At 70.6% G+C, this 25,994-nt stretch carries 24 protein-coding genes; 11 read left to right on the top strand and 13 right to left on the bottom strand.

Annotation, left to right across the window (positions count from 1 at the left end; translation table 11 throughout):
- Positions 1-146: 146 nt before the first annotated feature.
- Together BR39_RS0113350 and BR39_RS0113355 are read right to left on the bottom strand one after the other, a co-directional pair.
- On the bottom strand, positions 147-1,421 hold the full coding sequence (locus tag BR39_RS0113350) for an MFS transporter (RefSeq protein ID WP_029912612.1): 1,275 nt from the start codon (positions 1,419-1,421) through the stop codon (positions 147-149).
- 146 nt (positions 1,422-1,567) lie between these two features.
- Positions 1,568-2,383 carry a 2-keto-4-pentenoate hydratase gene (locus BR39_RS0113355; protein ID WP_029912615.1) on the bottom strand — a complete coding sequence of 272 codons (816 nt, stop codon included), beginning with the start codon at positions 2,381-2,383 and terminating at the stop codon, positions 1,568-1,570.
- Between the two features lie 152 nt (positions 2,384-2,535).
- On the opposite strand from BR39_RS0113355, the gene BR39_RS0113360 reads away from it, so the two are divergent.
- Positions 2,536-2,910 (top strand): MmcQ/YjbR family DNA-binding protein, encoded by a 375-nt coding sequence (locus tag BR39_RS0113360; protein WP_029912617.1) that lies wholly within the window; start codon positions 2,536-2,538, stop codon positions 2,908-2,910.
- A gap of 52 nt (positions 2,911-2,962) precedes the next feature.
- Positions 2,963-5,608: a DNA ligase D gene (gene ligD / locus BR39_RS0113365; RefSeq protein ID WP_029912619.1), complete on the top strand. Its 2,646-nt coding sequence runs from the start codon at positions 2,963-2,965 to the stop codon at positions 5,606-5,608.
- 138 nt (positions 5,609-5,746) lie between these two features.
- On the opposite strand, the gene BR39_RS27360 is transcribed toward ligD, so the two are convergent.
- A complete protein-coding gene (locus BR39_RS27360; RefSeq protein ID WP_051695632.1) occupies positions 5,747-7,480 on the bottom strand; it encodes a M56 family metallopeptidase in 1,734 nt (577 codons plus the stop codon).
- Positions 7,477-7,863 (bottom strand): BlaI/MecI/CopY family transcriptional regulator, encoded by a 387-nt coding sequence (locus BR39_RS0113380; protein ID WP_029912621.1) that lies wholly within the window; start codon positions 7,861-7,863, stop codon positions 7,477-7,479. Before BR39_RS0113380 ends, BR39_RS27360 begins: the two co-directional genes overlap by 4 nt.
- Positions 7,864-8,020: 157 nt before the next feature.
- Between BR39_RS0113380 and BR39_RS0113385 the strand changes: the two genes are divergently transcribed.
- The 4 genes from BR39_RS0113385 (at position 8,021) to BR39_RS0113400 (ending at position 12,191) form a co-directional block, all read left to right on the top strand.
- Complete coding sequence (locus BR39_RS0113385) at positions 8,021-8,698, top strand: AcvB/VirJ family lysyl-phosphatidylglycerol hydrolase (RefSeq protein ID WP_029912624.1); 678 nt, start codon at positions 8,021-8,023, stop codon at positions 8,696-8,698.
- 284 nt (positions 8,699-8,982) lie between these two features.
- Complete coding sequence (otsB, locus tag BR39_RS0113390) at positions 8,983-9,768, top strand: trehalose-phosphatase (protein WP_029912626.1); 786 nt, start codon at positions 8,983-8,985, stop codon at positions 9,766-9,768.
- A complete protein-coding gene (locus BR39_RS0113395; RefSeq protein ID WP_081916762.1) occupies positions 9,765-11,246 on the top strand; it encodes a trehalose-6-phosphate synthase in 1,482 nt (493 codons plus the stop codon). Before otsB ends, BR39_RS0113395 begins: the two co-directional genes overlap by 4 nt.
- An 81-nt stretch (positions 11,247-11,327) precedes the next feature.
- A complete protein-coding gene (locus tag BR39_RS0113400) occupies positions 11,328-12,191 on the top strand; it encodes a Ku protein (RefSeq protein WP_029912632.1) in 864 nt (287 codons plus the stop codon).
- 196 nt (positions 12,192-12,387) lie between these two features.
- On the opposite strand, the gene BR39_RS0113405 is transcribed toward BR39_RS0113400, so the two are convergent.
- A complete protein-coding gene (locus BR39_RS0113405; RefSeq protein WP_029912636.1) occupies positions 12,388-12,864 on the bottom strand; it encodes a hypothetical protein in 477 nt (158 codons plus the stop codon).
- Positions 12,865-13,026: 162 nt separating this feature from the next.
- Between BR39_RS0113405 and BR39_RS25825 the strand changes: the two genes are divergently transcribed.
- Complete coding sequence (locus BR39_RS25825) at positions 13,027-13,935, top strand: alpha/beta fold hydrolase (RefSeq protein ID WP_051695637.1); 909 nt, start codon at positions 13,027-13,029, stop codon at positions 13,933-13,935.
- Between the two features lie 132 nt (positions 13,936-14,067).
- Here BR39_RS25825 and BR39_RS0113415 read toward each other — a convergent pair whose 3' ends face one another.
- From BR39_RS0113415 to BR39_RS0113430, 4 genes are all read right to left on the bottom strand, one after another.
- A complete protein-coding gene (locus BR39_RS0113415; RefSeq protein WP_231499459.1) occupies positions 14,068-15,051 on the bottom strand; it encodes an acyltransferase in 984 nt (327 codons plus the stop codon).
- Positions 15,052-15,129: 78 nt separating this feature from the next.
- Positions 15,130-15,924, bottom strand: coding sequence for a CPBP family intramembrane glutamic endopeptidase (locus BR39_RS27365; protein WP_029912645.1), 795 nt, complete (start codon positions 15,922-15,924; stop codon positions 15,130-15,132).
- 18 nt (positions 15,925-15,942) lie between these two features.
- Positions 15,943-16,641 carry an AraC family transcriptional regulator gene (locus tag BR39_RS0113425; protein WP_029912648.1) on the bottom strand — a complete coding sequence of 233 codons (699 nt, stop codon included), beginning with the start codon at positions 16,639-16,641 and terminating at the stop codon, positions 15,943-15,945.
- A 73-nt stretch (positions 16,642-16,714) separates the two neighbouring features.
- The gene (locus BR39_RS0113430) at positions 16,715-17,086 is read right to left on the bottom strand and encodes a cytochrome c family protein (RefSeq protein WP_029912651.1); all 372 of its coding nucleotides are present in this window, start codon (positions 17,084-17,086) and stop codon (positions 16,715-16,717) included.
- A gap of 106 nt (positions 17,087-17,192) precedes the next feature.
- Here BR39_RS0113430 and BR39_RS0113435 point away from each other — a divergent pair, with 106 nt between their 5' ends.
- The gene (locus BR39_RS0113435; protein ID WP_029912654.1) at positions 17,193-17,543 is read left to right on the top strand and encodes a helix-turn-helix domain-containing protein; all 351 of its coding nucleotides are present in this window, start codon (positions 17,193-17,195) and stop codon (positions 17,541-17,543) included.
- Positions 17,544-17,672: 129 nt separating this feature from the next.
- On the opposite strand, the gene BR39_RS0113440 is transcribed toward BR39_RS0113435, so the two are convergent.
- The 3 genes from BR39_RS0113440 to BR39_RS0113450 all read right to left on the bottom strand — a co-directional run bounded on the left by BR39_RS0113440 (position 17,673) and on the right by BR39_RS0113450 (position 22,870).
- The gene (locus BR39_RS0113440; protein WP_029912657.1) at positions 17,673-19,469 is read right to left on the bottom strand and encodes a glycoside hydrolase family 15 protein; all 1,797 of its coding nucleotides are present in this window, start codon (positions 19,467-19,469) and stop codon (positions 17,673-17,675) included.
- Between the two features lie 54 nt (positions 19,470-19,523).
- On the bottom strand, positions 19,524-21,683 hold the full coding sequence (locus tag BR39_RS0113445) for an amylo-alpha-1,6-glucosidase (protein ID WP_029912660.1): 2,160 nt from the start codon (positions 21,681-21,683) through the stop codon (positions 19,524-19,526).
- A gap of 122 nt (positions 21,684-21,805) precedes the next feature.
- Positions 21,806-22,870 (bottom strand): glycosyltransferase family 4 protein, encoded by a 1,065-nt coding sequence (locus BR39_RS0113450; RefSeq protein WP_029912663.1) that lies wholly within the window; start codon positions 22,868-22,870, stop codon positions 21,806-21,808.
- 219 nt (positions 22,871-23,089) lie between these two features.
- Between BR39_RS0113450 and BR39_RS0113455 the strand changes: the two genes are divergently transcribed.
- The 3 genes from BR39_RS0113455 to BR39_RS0113465 all read left to right on the top strand — a co-directional run bounded on the left by BR39_RS0113455 (position 23,090) and on the right by BR39_RS0113465 (position 25,803).
- The gene (locus BR39_RS0113455) at positions 23,090-24,601 is read left to right on the top strand and encodes a murein L,D-transpeptidase (protein WP_029912665.1); all 1,512 of its coding nucleotides are present in this window, start codon (positions 23,090-23,092) and stop codon (positions 24,599-24,601) included.
- A gap of 145 nt (positions 24,602-24,746) precedes the next feature.
- Positions 24,747-25,427 carry a DUF882 domain-containing protein gene (locus BR39_RS26170; RefSeq protein ID WP_081916770.1) on the top strand — a complete coding sequence of 227 codons (681 nt, stop codon included), beginning with the start codon at positions 24,747-24,749 and terminating at the stop codon, positions 25,425-25,427.
- Positions 25,428-25,455: 28 nt separating this feature from the next.
- A complete protein-coding gene (locus BR39_RS0113465) occupies positions 25,456-25,803 on the top strand; it encodes a hypothetical protein (RefSeq protein ID WP_029912671.1) in 348 nt (115 codons plus the stop codon).
- Here the strand turns inward: BR39_RS0113465 and BR39_RS0113470 are convergent.
- Positions 25,800-25,961, bottom strand: coding sequence for a hypothetical protein (locus BR39_RS0113470; RefSeq protein WP_156035766.1), 162 nt, complete (start codon positions 25,959-25,961; stop codon positions 25,800-25,802). The genes BR39_RS0113465 and BR39_RS0113470 overlap by 4 nt on opposite strands.
- Between the last annotated feature and the right edge of the window lie 33 nt (positions 25,962-25,994).

The following is a 25,994-nucleotide window of genomic DNA, read 5'->3' on the forward strand; positions in this document are numbered from 1 at the left end:
GGCGTTTGTGGAGAGAGAGGGCGTAACCCCTCACCCTCCCGCGTCCTGCGGACGCGGGTGCCTGCCTCTCCCTATGGGAGAGGGCGCAAAGAAAAAGCCCCCGACCTTTCGATCGGGGGCTCGTCTGTTCAGGGGCTGACGAAGACCTAGATCTTCGCCGGCTCCATCTTGGGGCTCAGCAGGTGGATGACCAGCAGGGCGACCAGATAGGCGCTGCCGGCGACGATGAAGATCGGCGTGTAGGTGCCGATCCGGTCCAGGACCTGGCCGATGTACTTGGAGAACACCATGCCGCCCACGGCGCCCAGCATGCCGCCGATGCCGACCACCGAGCCCACCGCGCCGCGCGGGAACACGTCCGACGGCAGGGTGTAGAGGTTGGCCGAGAAGCCCTGGTGGGCCGCGGTGGCGACGCCGATGATCAGGACGGCGGTCCACAGGTTGTCGACATTGGCCGCGAAGATCACGGGCATGGCCAGCAGGGCGCAGACCAGCATGGTGGTCTTGCGGGCGTTGTTGATGCTCCAGCCCATCTTCATCAGCTGCGACGACAGCCAGCCGCCAGCCACCGAGCCGACGTCGCTCATCAGATAGATGGCGATCAGCGGCGGGCCGAAGCTCTTGAGGTCGAGGTGATAGCGCTTGCCCAGGAAGTCGGGCAGCCAGAACAGGAACATCCACCAGATCGGGTCGATCAGGAACTTGCCCAGGGCGAACGCCCAGGTCTCCTTCTTGCCCAGCAGCTTGACCCAGCCGATCTTCTCGACCGGATCGGCCGGATCCTGCTCGATGTGGGCCAGTTCGGCGGCCGACAGGCGCTTCTGCTCGCGCGGGCGGCGATAGACGATCAGCCACAGCGGCAGCCACAGCAGGCCCGCGACGCCGGTGACGATGAAGGCCATCTGCCAGCCGAAGGCGATGACGATGCCCGGCACGACCAGCGGGGTGACGATGGCGCCGATGTTGGTGCCGGCGTTGAAGATGCCGGTGGCCAGGGCGCGCTCGTTCTTGGGGAACCACTCGGCCACGGCCTTGATGCCGCCCGGGAAGCCGCCGGCCTCACCGATGCCCAGCCCCATGCGGGCGAAGGCGAAGCCGCCGAAGCTGCGCGCCAGGGCGTGGGCGATGTGGGCGCCCTGCCAGATCAGGAAGGCGATGCCGAAGCCCCAGCGGGCCCCGATCTTGTCCATGATCTTGCCCCAGGCGAGGTAAGCCACGGCGTAGGCCAGCTGGAAATAGAACACCAGGTCGGCGTAGTGGGTCTCGTCCCAGCCGAATTCCTTGCTCAGGTCGGCCTTCAGCAGGCCGATGGTCTGGCGGTCGACGTAGTTGATCACCATCGCCAGGAACAGCAGGCCGACAATGACCCACCGGTACCGGCCGATCTTCGCGGACGGAGCCGGCATCGTTGGAGCGTCCATGGACGTCACATCCTCACCCTTAGGCTTGTAGTTATTCCGACGCCCCCGCCGGTTTCCGATCGTTAGACACCTTCAGGCGAACCGGATACCGGCTCGCTCGAAGGCTACGCGTATAGAATAATCGGCCCTGAAGCACGACTTTGGCTTTAGGCCGGCACGGCCACGCAGGCGACGCTTCCGAACGGACCGAAGTCTACGCGGGAGCTCTCGCCGGCGGCAATGTCATGAATGCCGGTGCTGGCGCCGGTGGTCACCAGCATTCCCTTTTTAAGCGGTCGGCCGCGCGAGGCCACGTGGCCCAGCAGGAAGGCCAGGGCCGCCAGGGGCGAACCGGGGATCGAGGCCGCGCCGCCCTTGCCGACGGACACGCCGTCGATGAAGGTCTCGGCCGGCATGTCTTCCCAGGCGATCTCGCGCCAGTTCTCGATCACCGGGCCCAGGATCTGGCCGTCGTTGTTGCCGAAGTCCGACGCCACGATGGGCGGACCCAGCTGGTTGATGGTGGCCAGGGGGCTGCCGGCGATCTCGATGCCGACGATCAGCTCGCCCACGTATTCGGCGGCTTCCTCGGCGGTCCATTCGGTCTTGTCGGCCGGGGCGTCCTTGCCCAGGCGGATGATGAACTCGGCCTCGACGGCGGTGAAGCCGCCGGCTATGGCGCGGAAGGGGGTGGGCTGGTCGCCCGCGTCCCAGACCTTGGTCTTGAAGATGCAGCCGGCCAGGCGTTCGGCGCCCAGGCGTTCGCGGTGCTGCGGGGGCACCAGGCCCACTTTCCAGCCGACCAGTTCGTCGGGCCAGAGGTCGATCGCCAGGTCCTGGACCGCGTAGCCCTCGGCCATGGATTGGGGAAGCACGCCGCCGGGATAACCAGGAACCGACACGCCCTTCAGACGCGCCTCGACGAATTGTGGGGCGATGGACGCCGGTGCGAACACCTCGCTCTCGGCCTCGGAAACGGTCACGCCGCGAATCCTCCCTCGCGAAAAACACACTACAGTCCCGTTAAACGGGCTTTGGTCGTGCATAATGGAAACCGGTGTCATTGACAATCGGTCCCGCGACACCGGTGACAATGGATTGTCATGCCCCTGTCGTAGGGATTTCATCCGGTTCCATGATCGATCATCCCAAAATCCGCCGCGCCATCCTGGCCCTGCCCGAGGCCGAGGCGGGCGAATCCGAGGATTCGCTGAGCTTTTCGGTGCGCGGCAAAGGGCTGTCCTGGCCGTATCTGGCGCGGGCCACGCCGAAGGGGCCGCGCCAGCTGGTGCCGGGCGTCCTGGCCGTGCGCTGCCGGATGGAGAAGAAGGAGCTGCTGCTCGAGGCCGCGCCGGAGACCTTCTTCGAGGACGACCACTATCGCGGCTATCCGGCGGTGCTGGTGCGGCTGGACGTGGTCGAGACCGACGAATTGAGCGCGCTGCTTCAAGACGCCTGGCGGGTGGTCGCGCCAAAGAGCCTGGTCAAGCGTTTCGACGCGGGGGCTTAAGGAACCGCCCGCCCGTCGCGCGCCTTCATCCAGGCACGACAGGAGCCTTCCCATGGCCCAAGGACAGCTCGCCGAATACCGCCGCAAGCGCGACTTCCAGAAGACCGCCGAGCCCAGCGGCGACACCGCCGTGGCCTCCGCGCCGCACGCCCGGTTCGTGATCCAGAAGCACGACGCCACCCGCCTGCACTACGACTTCCGCCTGGAGGTGGACGGGGTGCTGAAGTCGTGGGCGGTGACCAAGGGCCCGTCGCTGGACCCGGCCGACAAGCGGCTGTCGGTCGAGGTCGAGGACCATCCGCTGGACTACGGCGACTTCGAGGGCACGATCCCCAAGGGCCAGTACGGCGGCGGCACGGTGCAGCTGTGGGACCGCGGCTACTGGTCGCCCGAGCCGGGCTTCGAGGACGTGGCCAAGGCGCTGAAGAAGGGCGAGCTGAAGTTCGTGCTGGAGGGCGAGCGCCTGCACGGCTCGTGGGTGCTGGTGCGGATGAACTGGGACCGCAACGCCAAGGACGGGAAGGGCAAGCGGTCGAACTGGCTGTTGATCAAGCACAAGGACGAGGCCGCGCGGCCGGGCGAGGGGACCTTGGTGCTGGAGGAGGACGCCTCGATCGCCTCGGGCCGGACCATGGCGCAGATCGCCGAGGGGAAGGGCCGGGGACCCAAGCCGTTCATCCTCAAGTCCAAGGGCAAGGGGGACGCCGTGTGGAAGAGCCGGACCAAGGCCGAACGCGAGGCCTTGCAGAAGGAGGCGCTGGAGACGCGGACCTTCGCCGAGCCCAAGGCCGCGCCGAAGAAGGCCGCCAAGCCCGCCGTACTGCCTGACTTCATCGAACCCCAGCTGTGCAAGTCGGTGGAGCGTCCGCCGTCGGGGCCCGGCTGGGCGCACGAGATCAAGTTCGACGGCTATCGCGTGCAGCTGCGCGTCGAGGACGGCCGGGCGGTGCTTCGCACCCGCAAGGGCCTGGACTGGACCGAGAAGTTCGCCGCCATCGCCGAGGCCGCCGCCGACCTGCCCGACGCCATCCTGGACGGCGAGGTCGTGGCCCTGGACGCCGCCGGCCAGCCCGACTTCGCCGGCCTGCAGGCGGCCCTGTCGGACGGCGACAGCGGCGACCTGATCTTCTTCGCCTTCGACCTGCTGGCGCAGGGCGGCGAGGATCTCCGCGGCCTGCCGCTGCGCGAGCGCAAGGCGCGGCTCAAGGCGCTGATGGGCCAGGACGAGCCGCGCCTGCGCTTCGTCGACCACTTCGAGACCGCCGGCGACGCGGTGCTGATGTCGGCCTGCAAGCTGGAGCTGGAGGGCATCATCTCCAAGCGGCTGGACGCGCCGTACCGCTCGGGCCGCAGCGAGACCTGGGTCAAGTCCAAGTGCCGGGCGGGGCACGAGGTGGTGATCGGCGGCTGGACGACGACCGGAACGGCCTTCCGCTCGCTGATCGCCGGGGTCTATCGCGACGGCAGGTTGGCCCATGTGGGCCGGATCGGCACGGGCTTCGGCCGCGACAAGGTCGCCAGGCTGCTGCCCCGGCTGAAGGCGCTGGAGAGCAAGACCTCGCCGTTCGAGGGGCAGGGCGCGCCGCGCAAGGCCGACAACATCCACTGGGTGAAGCCGGAATTGGTGGCCGAGATCGAATATGCCGGCTTCACCGGCGACGGCGCGATCCGCCAGGCGGCGTTCAAGGGCCTGCGCGAGGACAAGCCCGCCGCCGAGGTCGAGGCCGAGGTCCCGGCGTCGGCCGAGACCGCCGAACTGGCCGAACCGACGCCGCGCGCGGCCAAGCCGGCCAAGGCGTCTGCCACCGCCAAAGCCGACAGCGTCGTGCTGGGCGTGACGATCTCCAGCCCCGACAAGCCGCTGTGGCCCGACGTCGACGGCGCGCCGGCCAGCAAGATCGACCTGGCCCGCTACATGGCCGCCGTCGGCGAATGGATGCTGCCGCACGTCAAGGGGCGGCCGGCCTCGATCATCCGCGTCCCCGACGGGATCGGCGGCCAGACCTTCTTCCAGCGCCACGCCATGCGGGGCATGTCGTCCCTGATCGAGCAGGTCGACGTGAAGGGGGACAAGCAGCCCTACCTCCGGTTCGACCGGGTCGAGGCCCTGGTCGCCGCCGCCCAGATCGCCGCCGTCGAGATCCATCCCTGGAACTGCCAGCCGAACGATCCGGAGGTCGCCGGCCGGCTGGTGTTCGACCTGGACCCGGCGCCGGGCGTCACCTTCGAGGACGTGATCGCCGGGGCCCGCGAGGTCCGCGACCGGCTGGAGGAGCTGGGCCTGGTCAGCTTCTGCAAGACCACCGGCGGCAAGGGGCTGCACGTGGTCACGCCGCTGTCCGACAATGTCCCGTGGGACGCGGCCAAGGCCTTCGCCCGCGAGGTCTGCGCCCGCATGGCCGCCGACGCGCCGGACAAGTACCTGATCACCATGAGCAAGAAGGCGCGGGAGGGGCGGATCTTCCTGGACTACCTGCGCAACGACCGCACCTCGACCGCCGTCGCCCCGCTCTCGGCCCGGGCCCGGCCCGGCGGCACGGTGTCGATGCCGCTGAACTGGACCCAGGTGAAGGCGGGGCTGGACCCGACGAAGTACACGATCCGCACGGCCCCCGACCTGATCGCCAAGAGCACGGCCTGGGAGGACTATTTCGACGCCGCCAAGCCGTTGAAGGCGGCGATCAAGCGGCTGGGGTGAACTCACTGCATTCCCAAACCGGTGTCATCCCGGAAGCCCCGCAGGGGCTGTCCGGGACGCAGGGGACTGGGTTGGCGCTTTGCGGCTCACCTGGGTCCCGGACAAGCGCTGCGCGCTTTCCGGGATGACAACGACAGTTCAGCTGGCCTGCCGCGCCTCCGCGGCCAGCTTGTCGGCCTGGCGCTCCAGGTCGTCGGCCTGTTCCGGCAGGCGGTTCGACAGGTCCCGCAGCTCGGCGTCGGTCACCGTGTTGCCGCGGGCGCGGTTGTCCTCGATCTGCTTGGCGCGATAGGCCGGGTCGCGCAGGCGGGCGGCTTCCTCGCGCATCTGCTGGGCGCCCTGGCGCATCTGGACGGCGCCCTGGGCCATCTGGGCGCGGGCCTTGACCATGGCGCGGGCGGCCTCGGCGCGGGCCTGTTCGCCGATCCGGCGGGCCCATTCGCCGTCGGCGCGGGCCTGCTCGGCGTTGGCCCGGGCCTGTTCCGCGTCCACACGCGCCCGCTCGGCGGCGTGGCGGGCTTCGCGGCGCGCGTCGGCCGCTTGGCGTCGGGCTTCGGCGGCGGCCGCGCGGGCCTCGGTCGCGGCCTGCTGCTCCTCGGGCGTGGCGTAGCGGAAGTAGCTGTAGCTGTAGGCGGCGCCCGCGGGAGGGGCGGGGGGCGGCGGCGGCGGCGCGGGCGGAAGCGGCGGAAGCGGCGGAAGCGGCGGAAGCGGCGGTTCGGGCGCGTTCAGCGGCGGCGGCGGAGGGGGCGCAGGCGGCGGCGGAAGCTCGGCCATCGCGATCGCCTCGGCCGGCGGCGCGGGGGGCGCCGGCGGGGCCGGAGGGGCGGGCGGAGCAGGCGGCGCCTCGGCGGCCGGAGGCGCGGGCGGGGCCGGCGGCGGGGGCGGCGCGACCCAGACCTGGCGGGTGACGGCCAGGGCGGCCAGCGGCGTGGCGACGACGGCCATCACGGCGACGGCCAGGACCACGGTGAGCGGCCGGCGGCGAGCGGAAGTGTTCGTCATGATGCAGGCGATCCTTGTCTTCAGCGTGCGGGCGTCGGCGGCCATGGCGGTCGCGGCGATGCGGGCGGGATGGGCGGGCGGGACGGGGCTGGCGGCCAGGCCGATCAGGGCCCGGGCGTAGAGGGCGCGATCGACGGTCTCCAGCGCCACGGCGTCGGCGGCCTCTTCCGAGCGTTCGATCAGGACGGCGTGCAGCCGCCAGACCAGCGGGTTGAACCAGAACATCGCCACGGCCAGACGCGACAGGACCAGGAAGATCCAGTCGTGGCGGCGCAGGTGGGCCAGCTCGTGGGCCAGGATGGCGGGGGCGGCGCGGCGCTCGGCCAGGCTGGCGGGGTCGACCAGGACGAAGCCCGGCGCGACGCCCCAGCTGAGCGGGCCGGCGATCCGGTCGCTGGACACCAGGCCCGGGCGGTCCTCGGGCGACAGGCGCTCCAGCGGCGCCAGCCAGTCGGGACAGCTGACGGCGCGGCCCTGGCGGGTCCAGCGGTTCAGGGTGTGCAGCCCCAGCAGCAGCCGGCCGACGACGAGCGCGAAGCCCAGCAGCCACAGGCCGCCGATCAGGCCGGCGCCGGGACGCGGCCACGACCAGGCTGGCGCGCTCGACGCGGCCAGGTCGGCCGTCGCGACCGGCGTCGCCAGCGGGACGGCGGGCAGGAGGGCGGGCGGCGGGGCGGCCGGCAGCAGGGGCAGGCTCATCGCGGGCAGCAGGTTCATGATCACCGGCAGGGCCAGCAGCAGGCAGACCGCGGCGCGCAGGATGTCCACGCGCTCGACGGCGCGCTGGGTCAGGAGCCGGGCGCAGGCCAGGCCGACGGCGGCGACCAGGCTGGACTTGGCCAGCAGCGAGATCAGCAGGATCCAGGTCATGGCTCGCGCTCCCCCCCGCCGTTCACCGCCTTGTCGATGGCCTCCTCCAGGGCGGCGGCTTCTTCCGGCGTCAGGCGCTGGCCCAGGCCCAGCAGGGCGGTGGCGGCGCTGGCGGCCGAGCCGGCGAAGAAGGTGTCGATCATCCGCCGCAGGGCCCCGGCCGCGACGGCCTCGGTGCGCTGGACGGGGCTGTAGAGGAAGCCGTCGGGACCGGCCGCCCGCTCGACCAGGCCCTTGGCCTCGAGCCGCGAGAGCAGGGTGCGGACGGCGGAGTCGCTGAGCGGGTCCGACAGGGCGGCGCGGACGCCAGCCGCCGTGCCGCCTTCCAGCCGGCAGAGGGTCTCGAAGACCTCGCGTTCGCGTCGGGGCAGGGATTCGATCACGGCGGGCTCGCAACGGTTGGCGCTACAAATGTAGCGTTACACGTGTAGCGAGGCGGGCGAAGTGAATTCGCCGTAATCCGGGCGGGGACCCCCGAACGCCCTCGCGTCGCCCCGCCTTCGCCCCCTCATGGTCAAGATTGCGCGCGATAAGAGGATCATGAGCCCGCGCGCCCGCCTCCTGACCCTCGCCGCCGTCCTCGGCCTGGCCTTCGCCGGCGTCGCCGAGGCCTCGGTCGCGCCGAAGCTGGTCGAGACGCCGGCCACCGCGCCGGGCGAGGCCATGGCCGTGCTCTATTCGGGCGACGGCGGCTGGGGCCCGCTGGACCGCGGCGTCGCCAAGGTGCTGGCCAAGGACGGCGTCCCGGTGCTGGGCGTCAATTCGCTGCGCTACTTCCTGGACAAGCGGCCGGCCCAGGCCGTGGCCGACGACCTGGCCGACCAGCTCCGGCGCCACCAGGCCAAATGGGGCCGCCAGAAGATCGTGCTGGTCGGCTATTCGTTCGGCGCCGACGCCCTGCCGGCCATCGTGCCGCTGCTGCCGGCCGACCTGCAGGGCCAGATCCAGAGCGTGGTGCTGATCGGGACGGGCCCCCACGGCGACCTGACCTTCCGCCCCGCCAGCTGGCTGAACCGGCCCACGGCCCACTCGTTCGAGGTGGCTCCCGCGGTCGAGGCCCTGAAGGGCGTGCCGATGACCTGCATCTACGGCGACAAGGAGCGGCTGGACATCTGCCCCAGCCTGCCGATCCGGCAGGTGAAGCTGCACGGCGGCCACCACTTCAACGGCGACTATGCGGGCCTGGGCCAGGCCGTCGCCAAGGCCGCCTCGCTCTAGCGGCCCGCCCGGGAGCTCCCAAACCGTTGTCATCCCGGAAAGCGCGCAGCGCTTGTCCGGGACCCAGGTGAACCGCAAGGCGTCAGCCCAGTCCCCTGGGTCCCGGACAGCCTCTGCGAGGCTTCCGGGATGACAGCGGTTTTGGGGCTTTGCTCCAGGAACCCTCAAGGTAACCGGCGCCCGCGCACATCGGCGTGAGCGCATCGTGACCCGGCCCCGGGGGATCAAAACCCCGCCAACGCGCGTTTTGAAGGCCTGTACACATCGGAGAGGGCCTTCTCGCCATGACCGCGTTCGGGTCGGTCGTTCGGCATGCGCCGAGCGATCTGCCGCCACCACCAGTCGCCTTGCCGCCCCGCGCGGCGTTGTTTCTCGATCTTGACGGAACCCTGGCCCCGATCATGCCCCGACCCGAACAGGTCGGGCCCGACGCACGCCGCGCGGCGTTGCTGACCGACCTGACGCGCGCCCTCGACGGCCGGCTGGCGGTGGTCAGCGGCCGGGCGCTGGAGGACCTGGACCGCATCCTGGAAGGCCGCGTGACCTCGGTCGCGGCGGTGCACGGCCTGGTGCGCCGGGGCGCGCACGGCGTCGACCGCGCCAAGCCCCATCCCGACCTCGAGCACGCCCGCGACGTGCTGCGCGACCTGGCGCGCAGCGACCGGGGCCTGCTGTTCGAGGACAAGGACCTCAGCGTCGCCCTGCACTACCGCAACGTCCCCTCGGCCGCCGACGCGGTGATCGAGGCGGCCGAGCGCCTGGCCCAGGGCTCGGAGCTAGCCCTGCAGCTGGGCGACATGGTCGCCGAGTTGCGCACGCCCGGCCAGGACAAGGGCAAGTCGGTCGCCGCCTTCCTGCGCGAGGCGCCGTTCGACGGCGCGACGCCGGTGTTCGTCGGCGACGACCTGACCGACGAGGACGGCTTCGCCGCCGCCGCCCGCCTGGGCGGCTACGGCGTGCTGGTCGGTCCCGAGCGGCCCACCCAGGCGTCGTATCGCCTGGACGACTGCGACGCCGTGTTCGGCTGGCTGGGCGCGGGCCTGGACGCCCTGGGGAGGAGCGCCGCATGAGCCGCCTGATCGTCGTTTCCAATCGCGTGAACCCGCCCACCGGCAAGGGCGACGAGAGCGTCGGCGGCCTGGCCATGGCCCTGGCCGCGGCCCTGCGAGAATATTCCGGCATCTGGTTCGGCTGGAGCGGCAAGACCACCGACAAGTTCACCGGCCAGCTGAACATGCAGAAGGCCGACGGCGTCACCGTCGCGACCGTCGACCTCGAGGAGGGCGACTACCAGGAGTACTACAACGGCTACGCCAACAAGACCCTGTGGCCGCTGTTCCACTTCCGCGTCGACCTGACCGCCTACGACCGCTCGTTCGGCGAGGGCTACGACCGGGTCAACAAGCGGTTCGCCGAGACCCTGCTGCCCCTAATCGAACCGGACGACGTGATCTGGGTGCACGACTACCACCTGATCCCCATGGCGCGGGAGCTGCGGCGGCTGGGCGTGACCAACCGCATCGGCTTCTTCCTGCACATCCCCTGGCCGGCCCACCAGCTGGTGGTGACCCTGCCGCGCCACCGGCCGCTGGTGGAGGCGATGTTCCACTACGACCTGATCGGCTTCCAGACCGAGGAGAGCGTCCAGGCCTTCGAGGGCTATGTCTTCAACGAGGTGGGCGGCGAGCGCACCGAGGACGGGCGGCTGACCGCCTTCGGCCAGACCACCCGGGCCGGCGCCTTCCCGATCGGCATCGACGCCGAGGACTTCGCCCGCATCAAGGACAGCCCGCGCGCCCTGCGCGTCTACGACCGGCTGATGGCCCACAGCGTGTTCCGCAAGATGGTCGTGGGCGTGGACCGCCTGGACTATTCCAAGGGGCTGGAGGAGCGGCTGATCGGCTTCGAGCGGTTCCTGCACGACAATCCCGAGGCGCGGCGCGAGGTGATGCTGCTGCAGATCGCCCCGATCTCGCGCGACGAGGTCGAGGCCTACCAGGACCTGCGCGGGCGGCTGGACGGCCTGATCGGCCGGATCAACGGCGCCTATGCCGACATGGACTACAACCCGATCCGCTACCTGAACCGCAGCTACCGCCGCGACGAGCTGGCGGGCGTGTACCGCGCCTCCAAGGCGGCCCTGGTCACGCCCCTGCGCGACGGCATGAACCTGGTGGCCAAGGAGTACGTGGCCTCCCAGACGCCGGACGATCCGGGCGTGCTGATCCTGTCGCGCTTCGCCGGCGCCGCCCGGCAGCTGAAGGACGCGCTGATCATCAACCCCAACAGTCCCGAGGAGATCTCGGACGCCCTGACCCGGGCGCTGAACATGGACATCGACGAGCGCAAGCGGCGGTTCGAGAGCCTGATCGACAATGTCACCCGCCAGGACGTCACAGCCTGGCGCGACGATTTCGTGGCCCAGCTGCGCGACCCTGACCCGGCCCAGATCAAGCAAGACGGCGCCAAGTTCGCCCTGACGGCGCCGACGCCGAGCGCGCCCCCGGCCGCGCCGTCCCTGGCCGTGCGGATCGGGGGGAGGGCGTAGGCGTTCAAGACCGGTCCGGGATTTTCCGTCCTGGATCGGGACCCGGCGCTGGTCGGGACCTTCTAGACGAAAGGCGATCCCATGGCCGCGCGACCCACCTGGCAGGGCCATCTGAGGCTGTCGCTCGTCACCTGTCCGGTGGCGCTGTACACGGCCGTCAGCCCCGGCGGCGAAGTGCGGTTCAACCTGCTGCACCCCAAGACCCACAACCGCATCAAGATGGTCGCTACCGATCCCGACCTGGGGCCGGTGGACCGGGCCGACCTGGTCAAGGGCTACGAGTACGAGAAGGACCACTATGTGATCCTGACGCCCGAGGAGATCGAGAGCGTGCGGCTGGAGAGCACCCGCACCATCGACATCGAGCGCTTCGTCGACGCCGACGCCATCGACCGGCTGTACTGGGACAATCCGTACTTCCTGGTGCCGGACGGCAAGCTGGCGGTCGACGCCTACACCGTGATCCGCGACGCCATGGCCGGGGCGGGCAAGATCGCCCTGGGGCGGGTGGTGATGCACACGCGCGAGCGGCTGCTGGCCATCGAGCCGCGCGACAACGGCCTGGTCGCCTACAGCCTGCGCAGCCACGACGAGGTGCGCGACGCGGGCGAGCTGTTCGACGACATCCCCGACCGCAAGGCCGACCCTCAGATGGTGGCCATCGCCGAGAAGATCATCGAGCAGCAGGAAGGCCCGTTCGATCCCAGCCAGTTCAAGGACCGCTACGAGGACGCCCTGCGGGCCCTGATCAAGCAGAAGGAAAAGGGCGGCAAGGCCAAGGTGACGGTGGAAGAGCCGGAGAACACCAACGTCGTCGACCTGATGGAGGCCCTGCGCAAGAGCCTGGGCCAGAAGCCGGGCGCGGCGGCGAAGAGCGCGGCCAAGAAGGCGCCGGCCCACAAGACCGCCGCCAAGAAGCCGGCGGCGCGCAAGAAGGCGTCCTAGGGCGGGGCGACATTCGGCCGCCACCGACCTTTAACTTCCGTCATCCCGGGCCCTGGGCCCGGGACCCCTCTGTCCGCCGCAAGTGCGGGAGGGGCGGTTCGCTGGCGAACCGCTTGCATCTCACGTGAAAGCTGAACCAGGGGTCCCGGGCACAAGGCCCGGGATGACGGATATATTGGGATGATGTCGAGGAGCCTCAGCCCTTCGTGCAGGCCAGGGTGTCGCCCAGGCTGAGCGGGGCGCCGGCCCGCGAGATCATCCAGTCCACGGTCATGGTCGTCGGGCCGGTGCGGCTGTAGACGAACTGTTCGCCCGGCTCGCCCGCGCCCTGGCGGGTCCAGGTCCAGCGATCGCCCTCCCAGCCGGGCGAGGCGTACCACCGCAGGCCGCTGAAGCCGTCGGCGGTCGAGGCGCGGAAGCCGCCAGCGACCTTGGCGAAGCTCCAGGTCTCGTTGGCCTTGTAGGTTCCCGGCGCCTGGTCGCGGTGCTGCTTGAGCAGGGCGCCGGTGTCGGGGTCGCGGCTGAACGTCATGGCCGAGGCCAGGGGCTTCTTCGACGGCTCGAAATGGCCGGCGCAGGTCCAGGCGCCTTCGAAATAGGCCAGGGGATCGGGGGCGACGGAGTCGGGCGACGCGACGGCCATCAGGCCGGCGATCAGAAGGCTTGTCGGCATGGGTCCTCGCGACGTGTCGGCGGGCAGGAAAGCATCATCGCCGCGGTTCGTCACGCCTCGGCCAATAGGCCGCACCCCGACGGCCGGCCCTTCCGGTCAATTTCGCTTGTCAGGCGACGGAGTGATCGGCGACATGCCGGCGGGTACAGTCGCCGGACCAGCATGAAACCGTATTTCGTCGCGCTCGCCTGCCTGACCCTGCTGGGCTGCGCGAGCTTCGTGCGTCCGCCGCCGACGCCCACCGGCGATCTGGAGTGCGCGGGCGCGGCCGGCGTGCGCCCGACGGTGGTCCTGGAGGCCGGGGCGTTCGGCGGGGCGGCGGACTGGTCGCTGGTCGCCGAGAGCCTGGCCCGGAAGGGCTACCGGGCCTGCGCCTACGACCGTGACGGCCTGGGCCTGTCCACCATGCACGACCTCGACCGCTCGCCCACGGCCGTCGCGACCCGCCTGCACGACCTGCTGGACCGGAACGGCGTGACCGGGCCGGTGATCCTGGCCGGACACTCCAACGGCGGGCTCTATGTCGAGGCCTTCGCCCGCCGGTGGCCCGAGCGGACGGCGGGGCTGGTGCTGGTCGACGCGGTGGGGACCGACGTCAGGGATCACCCGCTGGCCCTGGCCGATCTGGAGCACGAGGCGCGCCTGGCCGCCTTCACCCCGACCGCCCGCGCCCTGGGCCTGACCCGGCTGGCGCCGCTGATGGACGACATCTCGCCCGCGGCCGAGGCGGCCGCCCGGCGGCGGTCGACCTGGACCGGACGGACCAGCATCCAGGCGGGGCTGGCGGAGGTGCGGGCCTTCCTGCCGGGCCTGGCCGAGGTGGACGCCCTGCCGCCGCTGCGGCCGACGATCCCCGTGGCGGTGATCGTCGCCAGCCGGTCGCCGGCCGCGCCGCTGGACCGCGACTGGCGCGCCGCCGAGGTCGCCCCGGCGAACCGCGCCTGCCGGGCGGTGGTCATCGACGCCTTCGCCAGCCACACCTCGATCCTCGACGCCCAGCGCGACTACGTGGTCGACGCGGTGGCGTGGCTGGACGGCGCCCAACCCTGGGCGGGCGTGAAACGCTGTTGAGACCCCAATGATCCGCTCATCCCGGCGAATGCCGGGACCCAGATGGAATGGCTTTGAGGCTGACGCCAAAAGCACCGAGTTCTTCCAACCCGCCGCCCAATCTTAGGATCTGGGTCCCGACACTCGCCGGGATCAGCGGGATTGAAGGAGCCGCCGCCGCACCGGCGCGTCGTAGAGGCGCAGCGCGATCCAGGCGACGACGGGCGCGACCGCCACGGCCAGGGCGGGGAACCACAGCGGCAGCACGGTCCGCCAGCCGTCGGGATAGAGCCGCAGCATCACCGCCCAGGTCGCCCAGTGCAGGGCGTACAGGGGGTAGGAGACGTCGCCCGTGGCCCGGCAGATCGCCCCGGCCACGCCTTGCGGGTCGTGGGCGCCAACCGTCACCAGCAGCGGGAACAGCACGACCAAACAGGCGTAGTCGTAGAGGCCGTTCCACGCGGTGAGGCCGCGCGGGAAGACCGGGACCACCAGCACCACGAACAGGGCGATCGCCGGCAGCCACAGGCGCGGCCGGCGCGCCGGCGTGCGATAGCGCCAGCAGGCCCAGCCCAGGCTGAAGCTGAAGGTCGCCCGCACCACGCCCAGCCAGAAGGTCGCCTGGTCCCAGCCCGTCTCGACCCCGTTCAGGGCCAGGGCCGTCCACAGCACGACCCCGCCGCTCAGCAGCACGACGGCCGCCAGCACCATGTCCGGGGCGCGGCGCAGCGGGAACCACAGGGCGCTGACGATGACCTCCAGGCACAGCGACCAGGCCGGCGGGTTGAAGGGGAAGAGGGTGGGGAAGGTGTACTCGGCCGGATGGCCCATCCGGGGGATCAGCAGCAGCCCCTTGGCCAGGTTCGGCCAGAACGGCGGGCTGTGGCGAGAGGTCAACACCGCGCCGACCAGGGTCGACAGCACCAGCAGCGGCCAGATCCGCACGACGCGAATCCGCAGGTAGGCGAGCCAGCCGATGTCGCGCCGCTCGAACGCGTGGGCCAGGACGTAGCCGCTGAGGCAGAAGAAGAAGTCCACCGCCAGATAGCCGTGGGCGAAGCGGCCCGGCCGCCCCGACCAGTCGGCCGCGTGGTACAGCAGCACCCCCAGCGCCGCCACGGCCCGCAGGCCGTCCAAGGCCGCGAGGCGTTGTGTCCTGTGTTCCCTCACGCGCCGTTTTTCTCAGGATCGCGGCCCGGGACGCAAGAGGGGACGCTAGCCCCAGGCGGCCATCAGGGCCATCACGATCCCCACCTCGACCGCGTCGCTGAAGCCGTGGGCGATCATCGGGGCCAGCAGGCTGCGCGAGCGCTCCATCAGCCAGACATAGGTCAGGCCCCAGGCGAAGGCGTAGACCTGCTGGGCCAGGGCCAGGTGCAGCGGGTTGTGCAGGAAGCTGTCGTAGTGGGCCAGGCCGAACAGCACGGCCACGACATAGGCGGCCACCGGCAGGTCCAGCCGGCCGATGCGCAGGCGTCCGGGGACCAGCACCGCCAGCATGCCCACCAGCAGGCCGCGGAAGATGATCTCCTCGTTCGGTCCGGCCGCCAGCATCACGCCCAGCCAGCCGGCGATCGCGCGAGGCGAGCCGATGTCGTAGCCGCCGTCCGGCGCGGCGTGGGCCAGCAGCTGGGGCCAGTAGTCGGCGATCAGCATGACCAGGCCCATGCCGACCCCGATGGCGACCGCCAGGCCGGCGTAGGTCTTGCCCGGCGGCCAGCGCAGATGGCCGTCGGCCTGGGGCAGGGCCTGGCGCATCACCGCCAGGGCGACCAGGCCCGTGATGACCTGGAACAGGGTGGCCAGGGCCACGAAGATCCAGACCTCGCGATGGAAGAAGTCGAGGTTGTGCTTGAACAGCCAGCGGGCCGCCTCGCGGCCGGGGACCAGCAGGGTCTGCATCAGCACGGCGGCCAGCGCGATCGGCCACAGGGTGGACCAGGGGCGGAACCGGAAGCCGGTGACTTCGATGAAGGGGCGGGGCGACGGGGGCAGGGCGAGATCGGTCATGCCGACCTGATGCCAGCCTCAGGCCGCGCGGGTCTTGAAGCGATGTTGCAGGGCTTCGATCCGCCAGGCGCCGGGCGAGCGGCCCGTCAGGGCCTTCACGTCGCGGCTCATATGGGCCTGGTCGGCGAAGCCGGCCTCGGCGGCGATGTCGGCCAGCGGCGCCTCGTCCTCGACGATCAGCCGCCAGGCGCGGCGGGCCCGGGCCTCGACCCGGAAGCGCGCCGGACCCACGCCATAGGCGTCGCGGAACCAGCGGAAGGCGGTCTCGCGCGCCACGCCCTGGTCGCGGGCCCAGGCCTCGACGGACGGAGCGTCGTCGCCGGATAGCGCCTGGGCCAGCCGGTCGGACGGGTCGGAGAGGGCGGGACCGCCTTGGGTCAGGCCCTCCAGCAGGGCGGCGGCGGCCTCCAGCGGGTCGCGTTCGGCCAGCCGGGCCAACAGGTCGGGATCGCGGGCGCGGGCCATGGCGGGACCGGTCAGGTCCGAGGCCAGATGGCCGCAAAGCGGCAGGTTCAGCACCAGGGCCTTGCCCGGACGCCGGTTCCAGTGGCCCGAGAAGCGCCCGTGCAGCAGCACGTCGCCGGCGCGCACCCGCCAGCGGCCCCGCTCGCCGGCCTCCTCGTAGCCGCCGTCCAGCACGACGGCGGCGTAGGCCTCGTCGTGGATGTGGCGGGCGATGGTCTCGCCGGGGACGAGGCGCGAGCGGAGGGCGGTCATGACCGGCAGCTTAGCGGCGAAACCGCGTTCGGCGACTTAAAGCCTCGTCATATTCGGCCCCCGGGACAGACTTTCACGGATGGGCCCGCAGATAGGCGATCAGGTCGGCGCGGTCCTGGGGCGAGGCCGTGCGGGCGCCCATCGAGGTCCCCGGCACGAAGCGCTTGGGATCGGCCAGCCAGGCGTCCAGCGTCTGGTCGTTCCAGGTGAAGGTCCGGGCCGCCAGGGCCTTGCTGTAGCGGAAGTCCGGCACGGCGGCGACGTGGCGGCCATAGACCCCCCGATGGCGCGGCCCGAAGCGGTTGCCGTCCAGACTGTGGCAGAAGCCGCAGCGGCTGCCGTACAGCCGCTCGCCCCGGGCGACGTCGCCGGCCAAGGGGGCGGCGAGGGCGGGCGCGGCGGTCGCCAGAAGCGCCAGGATCAGAAAGGGCGTACGAAGCGCCATGGTCGTCTCCATCGGTGGATGGCGACTCCCATAGACCGAGGGTTCCCGGCTAATAAGTACGCACTATTTTTATACCGTCCGCCCCAGATCGATAGGCGAGGTCGCCATGTCCAAGCAGCTCGCCCCCTGGTGCCCGGTCGCGGCCACGGTCGATGTGATCGGCGGCAAGTGGAAGCCGACCATCCTGTTCCACCTGAAGGACCGGCCGCGCCGCTTCAACGAGCTGCGCCGCCTGATGCCCGATATCACCCAGCGCATGCTGACGCTGCAGTTGCGGTCGCTTGAGGACGACGGGATCGTCTCGCGCACCGTCCACGAGGTGGTGCCGCCGTGGGTGGAATACGCCTTCACCGAGCGCGGCCTGACCCTGGGGCCGCTGCTGGACGCGATGGAGGACTGGGGGCATGCGTACGGAAAACCCCTCTCCCATGGGGAGAGGGAGGGACCCGCCGCGTAGCGGTGGGAGGGGGAGGGGGTAAGGCGTCAGACGGCGTGCCGGCAGGGCGTTCCCGAGAAATCGGCGAGGGTGTAACCCCTCACCCTCCCAAGCTTCGCTTGGGCCCCTCCCTCTCCCTCTGGGAGAGGGTTATCTGACCGACGTCCACGGCCGGCTGAGCAGCACCGCGCAGTTGATCAGCCCGACCAGGGAATAGGTCTGCGGATAGTTGCCCCACAGCTCGCCGTCCGAGAAGCCGATGTCCTCGGACAGCAGGCCGGCGGTGGTGCGGCGGGCCAGCATCTCCTCGAACAGGTCGCGGGCCTCGTCGATGCGCCCGGCCAGGTACAGGGCCTCGACCAGCCAGAAGGTGCAGATGTTGAAGGCCGTCTGCGGCGCGCCGAAGTCGTCGGGGATGGCGTAGCGCAGCAGGTACGAGCCCTTGCGCAGGCCCGCCTCGATGGCCGCGACGGTGGCGACGTTTCGCGGGTCCCTGGCCTCGATGAAGCGCAGGTCGACCAGCTGCAGCAGGCTGGCGTCCAGCTCGTCGCCCTCGAAGGTGGCGGCGAAGCGGCCGAGAGGCTCGTTCCAGGCCCGCTTGTCGATCGTCTGGCGCACCTTGGCCGCGCGGTCGTTCCAGAACGCGGCGCGGTCGTCGAGGCCCAGCTGGGCGGCGGCGTTGCCCAGCCGGTCGCAGGCCGCCCAGCACATCACCGCCGAATAGGTGTGGACATTGGCCCGGCCGCGGAACTCCCACAGGCTGGCGTCGGGCTGGTCGTGCAACTGGAAGGCCCGCTCGCCGACGGGCTCCAGGTTCTGGAAGTCCTCGACCGTGCCGGGCCGCAGCAGGCGCTCGTCGAAGAAGGCCTGGACGGTGGACAGGATGATCTGGCCGTAGACGTCGTGCTGCTGGTGCTCGAAGGCCTGGTTGCCGATCCGCACCGGCCCCATGCCGCGATATCCGGGCAGGTCGGGGGCGAAGCGCTCGGTCAGCTGCGGCTCGAAGCCCACCCCGAACAGCGGCTGGATGTGGCCGCCCGCCGCCCGGTCGACGATGTTGCGCAGATAGCCGAGATAGTTCTCCAGGATGTCGACCGCGCCCAGCCGGTTCAGGGCCTGGACCACGTAATAGGCGTCGCGCAGCCAGCAGTAGCGGTAGTCCCAGTTGCGGCCGCTGTCGGCGTGCTCGGGGATCGAGGTGGTCATGGCCGCCACGATCGCCCCGGTCTCCTCGTGCATGCAGAGCTTCAGGGTGATGGCCGCGCGGATCACGGCGCTCTGGTAGTCCAGCGGCACAGCCAGGCCGCGCACCCAGTCCATCCAGTACTCCTGGGTCTGCTGCAGCATGCGGTTGCAGGTGGCCCCGATGTCGGCGTTGAAGCCCTCGTCGGCGCCCAGGAACATGGCGATCGGCTTCTCCAGCCGGAAGGTGCGCTCCTCCAGCACGTGCGACACCGGCCCGTCGGTGGACAGGCGCAGCGTCATGTCCGAGCACAGGAAGCGGATGTGGTTGGAGCCGTGGGTGGTCTCGGCCAGGCGCGCGCCCCAGCTGGCGGTGGGACGCAGGCGGATGGTGATCCGCGCCACGCTGGTCAGCGGGCGGATCAGGCGGATGAAGGCCGTGGGCCGGAAGCTGCGGCCGTACTGCTGGTAGCGGGGCGAGAAGTCGATGATCTCGACGCTGGCCCCGTCGGCGTCGGTGATCACCGTGCGCAGGATCGGAGTGTTGCGCAGATATTCCTGCTCGACCGTCCGTGCGCCGTCCACCGCCACCTCCCAGGTCCCCTTGGCGTCCGGGTCGCCGGGCTCCAGCCCGCCCAGCAGCGAGCTGAACACCGGGTCGGAATCGATGCGCGGCGCGCAGGCCCAGACGAAGCGCCCGCAGCGGTCGATCAGGGCGCTGACCGCGCAGTTGCCGATCGGGAAGAGGTCGAGGTTCTGGGGCATGGTTGGGTCCAGCTCATCTTGAATTTCAGTTCGAACCGCGGAGCGGGGCAGGCGTCACCGTCTCATCAGGATCGGGATGGTCGAGTGCTTGCTGGTGTGGGCCGCGACGTGGGCGCCCAGGTGCTCGATCGTGATGTCGGTCGAGGCCGAGCCGATCGCCAGGCCGTCGATCTGCAGGTGGTCGATGCCGATCGGCAGGCGCGGGTCGGTCAGGCAGACCTCGCCGCGCCAGCCGTCGATGGTTATCCCCAGGCACGCCTGCAGCATCATGAAGGCCGAGCCGGCCGCCCAGGCCTGGGGCAGGCAGGCCACCGGATAGGCCACCGGCGGCTCGCCGGGCTGGCGCGGGAAGCCGCAGAACAGCTCGGGCAGCCGCATCTCGTAGTGGGCGGCGGTCTCGAACAGGCCCGAGGTCATCTCGACCACCCCGTCGCGGTGGCCGTAGCGAGCCAAGCCCATGGCGCAGATGGCGGTGTCGTGCGGCCAGACCGAGCCGTTGTGATAGCTCATCGGATTGAAGCGCGGCTCGCCCTGGGCCAGGGTCCGCACGCCGAAGCCGTTGTGGAACGCGGCCGACAGCAAGGTGTCGGCGACCTTCTTCGCCCGGTCGGGCGAGGGCAGGCCGCAGAACAGCAGGTGGCCGGGATTGCTGCCCTTCACGCGACAGGGCTTGCCGTGGCCGTCGATGGCCATGGCGTAGAAGCCCTTGTCCTCCATCCAGAACCGGGTCTCGACCTCCTGGCGCAGGTGCTCGGCCTTGGCCCGCCAGCGCCTGGCGTTGTCGGGGTCGCCGCGCCGCTCGGCGAGGTCGGCCATGCCCTTGAAGGCGGCGAAGGCGTAGCCCTGGACCTCGACCACGGCGATGGGGCCGTCGGGGAACTTGCCGTCCTCATGGAAGACGCTGTCCTCGCTGTCCTTCCAGTTCTGGTTCGACAGGCCGGAGTCCAGGCCGCGGGCGTAGTCGATCAGGCCGTCGCCGTCGCTGTCGCCGAAATGCTCGATCCAGGCGATCGCCGCCAGCAGCGGCTCCCACAGACTGTCGATGAAGTCGAGATCGCCCGTGCGCTCGGCGTAGGCGCAGGCCAGGGCCACGAACAGCGGCGTGGTGTCGACCCCGCCATAGTAGCGGCCGAACGGCAGCTCGCCCAAGGCGGTCATCTCGCCCTTGCGGGTCTCGTGCATGATCTTGCCGGGGGCGCTGTCGCGGAAGGCGCTGACCTCCTCGGCCTGATGCTCGGCCAGATAGCTCAGCACGCCCCTGGCCAGGCCCGGCTCGATCCACAGCACCTGCCAGGCGGTGATGATGGCGTCGCGGCCGAACGGGGTCGAGAACCAGGGGATGCCGGCGTAGGGGTAGGGGCCGGTGGCGAACTGGGTGGTCAGCAGGGCCAGGTCGGCGCGCGACTTCTCCAGCCAATCGTTGAACAGCCGGCCGGAACTGTGCAGCCGGGCGCCGCGCCGCCGGCGCCGGCGCATGTCGATCCGGGCCCGCGCCGCCGCCGCCCGCCAGCGCTCGCGCGTGGGCGGATGGGCGTGGTCGACCCCCACCTCGACATAGAGGTCGAAGTGGGTTTCGGGCGTCAGCATGAACATGAAATCCGCGCGCTGCGGGGCCAGGCGTCCGGGCGGCTCGGAGAACGAGATGATGCTGGTGCGCCGCACGCCGTCCAGGCCGTCATAGGCGTAGGAAACGCTGCGGCCGTTCATCTGGGCGGGCAGAACCCGGCCCCGGGCGGGACGTTTGGAGCCGCGCACCTCGAACATGTCGTGGAAGTCGGCGTCGTACTCCAGGCTGACCGGCAGGATGACCATGTCGCGGCTGTAGTTGACGAAGCGCAGGCGCTCGTACAGCCGCTGGTCCCACAGGAACCGCTTGCGCTCGACGTGGATCGCGCCGTGCGGCGCGGCCGCGCCGCCCAGGGCCGGCAGCGGCTCGTTTGTCGAGTGCGAGGTGAAGAACACGTTGTCCTGCGACACCGCCGCGCTCAGCAGGGCGGGCGAGCGGCCGCCCAGCAGCAGGCGCAGCCGCGACAGCAGGCGGGTGTCGTCGTGGAACAGGCCGTCGGCCGCGCCCAGCACGTCGCCGAAGGCGTCGGCCACCAGGAAGGTGTCCTTGTCCTTCAGGGCGAACAGCCGATAGGGAACGCGCGGTTCGCCCGTTTCGCCCTGTTCGACGGCGCCGCCCGGCGTGGGGCCTGGTGTGAGATCGTCCATATCTTTCGGCCCCTTGCGCTGAGGTCCCTCGAAAGCCCGCCGCGCCGCGCGGTCGCGGCGGGCGGGCCCCAGATTCCTAAAACCTGATCATGTCTCCGACGCGGCGGGCGCGCCGGGCAGGGTCAGGCGCTTTGAGCCAGCGTCAGGCGCGGCGGCGCGGACGCCTCTTCCAGCCGATCATAGAGCTGCAGGTACCGGCGGGCCATCGCGGTCGCCGAGAACCGGATCTCGAACCGGCGGCGAATGTCGAAGCGGTTGAGGCGGTCCAGGCGGCCGAGGGCGGCGACCGCCTCGTCCTCGCCCCGGACGATGAAGCCGGTCAGGCCGTCCTCGATCACCTCGGGCACCGAGCCGCAGTCGTAGGCGATCACCGGCGTGCCGCAGGCCATGGCCTCGATCATCACCAGGCCGAAGGGCTCGGGCCAGGCGATGGGGAACAGCAGGGCGTCGGCGCCGCCCAGGAAGTCGGACTTCTGATGGTCGCCGATCTCGCCGACGAACTCGATCAGCGGATGGTCCATCAGGTGCTCGATCTCGTCGTGGAAATAGGCGCGGTCGGCCGCGTCGATCTTGGCGGCGATCTTCAGCCGCTTGCCCAGGCGCTTGGCGATGGCGATGGCCCGATCCGGCCCCTTCTCGGGCGAGATGCGGCCGAGGAAAGCCAGGTAACCCTCGGATTTCTCGCGGAAATCGTAAATCTCTTCGGCCATGCCGTGCAGCACGGTGCCGGCCCAGTTGGCGAAGGGCAGGGGCTGGCGCTGGTCGTCCGAGATCGAGACTAGGGGGAACTGCGGCCAGCGGCGATAGACCCCCGGCAGGTCCTTCAGGTCCAGGCGCCCGTGCAGGGTGGTCAGGGTCTTGCCCGCCATGTCCTCGAACATCGGGAACTGGATCATGTCGGTGTGGAAGTGGATCACGTCGAACCGGTGGGCCTGGCGGCGGACCTCGGCCAGCATGGCCATGTGGGCGGCCAGGTCGGACTTCAACGGCTCGGGGTCCAGGCGGATGGCCTGGTCGCGCACGACGACCAGCTCGGCCTTGGTGCGGGCGTCGCCGGAGGCGAACAGGGTCACGTCGTGCCCCAGGTCGACCAGGGCGTCGGTGAGGTGGGCCACGACCCGCTCGGTGCCCCCGTAAAAGCGTGGCGGCACAGCTTCGTACAGGGGCGGAACCTGGGCGATCCTCATCGATGAAATCCTGACGCTGGAAGGGCGCGGCGATGCGCCCCGACGTCGGATCAAACCGTCGGTGTGGCGTTAAGGTTCCGCATGGAAAATAAAGAACCATAAGCGGTCTGAACCGTTCGCCTTAGACGATACGGGCGTTGACGCGCCGGGGTCGTGACGGCCATCTGAGGGTGCGCGGACTGGCCGCGTGCGAGCGTGCGACGAGACCTTTCGACGGTGATCAAGTCCTGGACCAAACGTGACGCACTGCTTGGCGGCGCGCTTTCTTTTCTGACCCTGTCGTCGGCCGCCGCGCAGATCCAGAACCCGCCCGTGGTGAAGGCTCCGCAGCGGGCGCCGCAGCAGCCGGTTCCCGCGCCGACCCCGCCCACCAGCGTCGCCCTGCGGCCCGACCAGATCGACCTGCTGGTCCGCACCCTGGGCCAGGCCTACACCCACGGCTTCGAGCCCGCCGCCTTCGCGCCCGATCCGCTGCTGCCGCTGTTGAGCGCCCGCGACGCCCTGACCCGCCAGGGCGCCCAGGCCCAGCTGATCGACCTGACGCTGCGCTACGCCCGGGCCGTGCGCACCGGCCGTCTGGCGCCGGACGCCTTCCCCGAGGACTGGGGCCTGCGCCCCATGCCCTACGATCCCGGTCCCGACTTCGTGCTGGCCGTCCAGCAGGATCGCCTGGGCCCGTGGCTGGACAGCCTGCCGCCGCCCTATACTGGCTACCAGACCCTGCGGAAGGGCCTGGCGACCTATCGCGACATCGCCGCCAAGGGCGGCTGGAAGCCGATCGCGGCGGGTGAGCCGCTGAAGCTGGGCGCCAAGGATGATCCGCGCATCGTCGCCTTGGAGGCCCGCTTGGCGGTCGAGGACGCGACGGTGGCCGTCGACAAGGCCCCGGTGTTCGACGAGGCCCTGCAGCAGGCCCTGATGCGCGCGCAGAAGCGCTTCGGCCTCAATCCGGACGGCGCCGTCGGCCCGGCCACCCTGGCGGCCCTGAACGTCCCCGTCGAGCGCCGGATCGACCAGATCCTGGCCAATATGGAGCGCTGGCGCTGGCTGCCCCAGCAGCTGCCGTCCGACCGCATCCAGGTCAACATCGCCGCGGCGGTGATGAGCGTCTTCCACGACGACGCCCCGAACCTGACCATGCGGGCGGTGACGGGCCGTCCCGGCGACGAGACGCCCATGCTGCAGTCGACGATCCACTCGATCGTGCTCAATCCGCCGTGGAACGTGCCGTCCTCGATCGCCGCCAAGGAGCTGTGGCCCAAGGAGCGGGCCAATCCCGGCTACCTGGCCCGCAACGACTTCATCGTCATCTCGACGGGCGAGGGGACCTCGCGCCTGCAGCAGAAGGCCGGCCCCAAGGCGGCCCTGGGCCTGGTGAAGTTCGACTTCGACAACCCCTACGGCGTCTATCTGCACGACACGCCCAGCCGCTCGAAGTTCGCCAGCTTCAGCCGCCTGGCCAGCCACGGCTGCGTGCGCCTGGAAAAACCGATCCCCCTGGCCAAGCAGCTGCTGGCCACCAATCCGGACTGGCAGCCGGACGTGGTCGACGCGACCATCGCCTCGGGCAAGACGGTGCGCGCCCAACTGGGTCAACCCATAGCGGTCTTCCTGCTGTACTGGACCGCCTACATGACCCCGGACGGGCAGATGAACTTCCGCGACGACCCGTACGGATGGGACACCGTGCTGGTGCAGCGTATTGCCGCATCACGCCCCGGCTCAGCTTGACCCCCGGGCTCTCCTGAGGCCTCTTCCCCGGCGTTGGGCTTTTCAATTTGGAAAGACTCAGTCGGCTTTAGTGCTCGCGTGAGGGTCGCCAAGTGCGGCGGCCCGGCCTTCCGGCGCTCGCGAGGTCAGTCCGGGGAAGCGTACCATGATCGAACGACGCAAGCTGTTGGGGCTCGGCCTCGGCGTGCTCGGGGCGAGCGCGGTGGGGCCGATGGCGGCCTTCGCCCAGTCGAAACTGGGGTTCTCCGATCCGATCGCCGACCTGCTGCAGCGCCAGTCCGATCTGCCCGAGGGCATGGCCGACGACGCGCTTCCCGCCGCCGCTCCCGCGGCCGCCCCGATCGCCCAACCGGTTTCCCGCGCCGCCGGTCACCAGCCCCGCTGGCTGAAGCTGCACAACATCCATACCCAGGAAAAGATCGAGGCGGTCTATTTCGAGAAGGGCGAGTACGTGCCCGACGCCGTCCAGGCCCTCGACAAGGTGCTGCGCGACTACCGCACCGGCGACGTCTATTCGATGCACCCCGAGCTGTTCGACACCCTGTCGGACCTGCACCAGAAGACCGGTTCCAAGTCGCACTTCCAGGTGATCTCCGGCTACCGCTCGCCCAGGACCAACGCCATGTTGCATGAACGCAGCGGTCAGGTCGCCAAGCGCAGCTTGCACATGGACGGCAAGGCCATGGATGTCTATCTGGAGGACGTCGCTCTGGATCGTCTGCGGGCCGCCGCCCTGGATCTCGGACGCGGTGGCGTGGGTTATTACCCCGTCAGCAATTTCGTCCACGTCGACGTCGGACCCGTCCGGCGTTGGGTCGGCTCCTAAGAGGGCCGCACACCAGAGGAAAGCCCGGATGGCCAAGGCCGAACGTCACAGCAACCCGTTCGGATGGATTCTCCTGGGAGCCCTGGTCGGCGCCATCGCCACGGCCGGCGTGCTGCTGATGGCCTCCTCGATGAACTTCAATCGCGGCTACGAAGAAGGTCCGACCGAGATCCGCACGGCCGCCGACGACGCCGCCGCCGCTGCGGCCGCGGCCCGTCCGACCCCGGTGGCCACCGCCCCCAAGCCCGAACAGCCGGCCCCCGCCGCCGTCGCCCCGGCGCCCGCCGAGCAGCCGACGGTCGACGCCCAGATGGCTGACGACGCCGCCGCGGCGGGCATGACCTCGCGGGCGGGCAGCGAGCAGCCGACGAACTAGGCCGCGTCGCTCTCGGGCTTCTTCAGGTTCGTCAGGAAGGCCCGCGCGGCCGTGCGGTGCATCACCGCCAGGGCGTCTTCCAGCGCGTCGATGCGCTCGGCCTGCTTCAGGACCAGCCGCTCCAGGTCCTGCAGGCGTTCCTCGATCGGATCTCGCATGATGTCCTCCGCGTTCCCGGAGGCCATCGAGCG

This window comes from Caulobacter sp. UNC358MFTsu5.1, from assembly GCF_000712075.1.
Classification (GTDB): Bacteria; Pseudomonadota; Alphaproteobacteria; order Caulobacterales; family Caulobacteraceae; genus Caulobacter.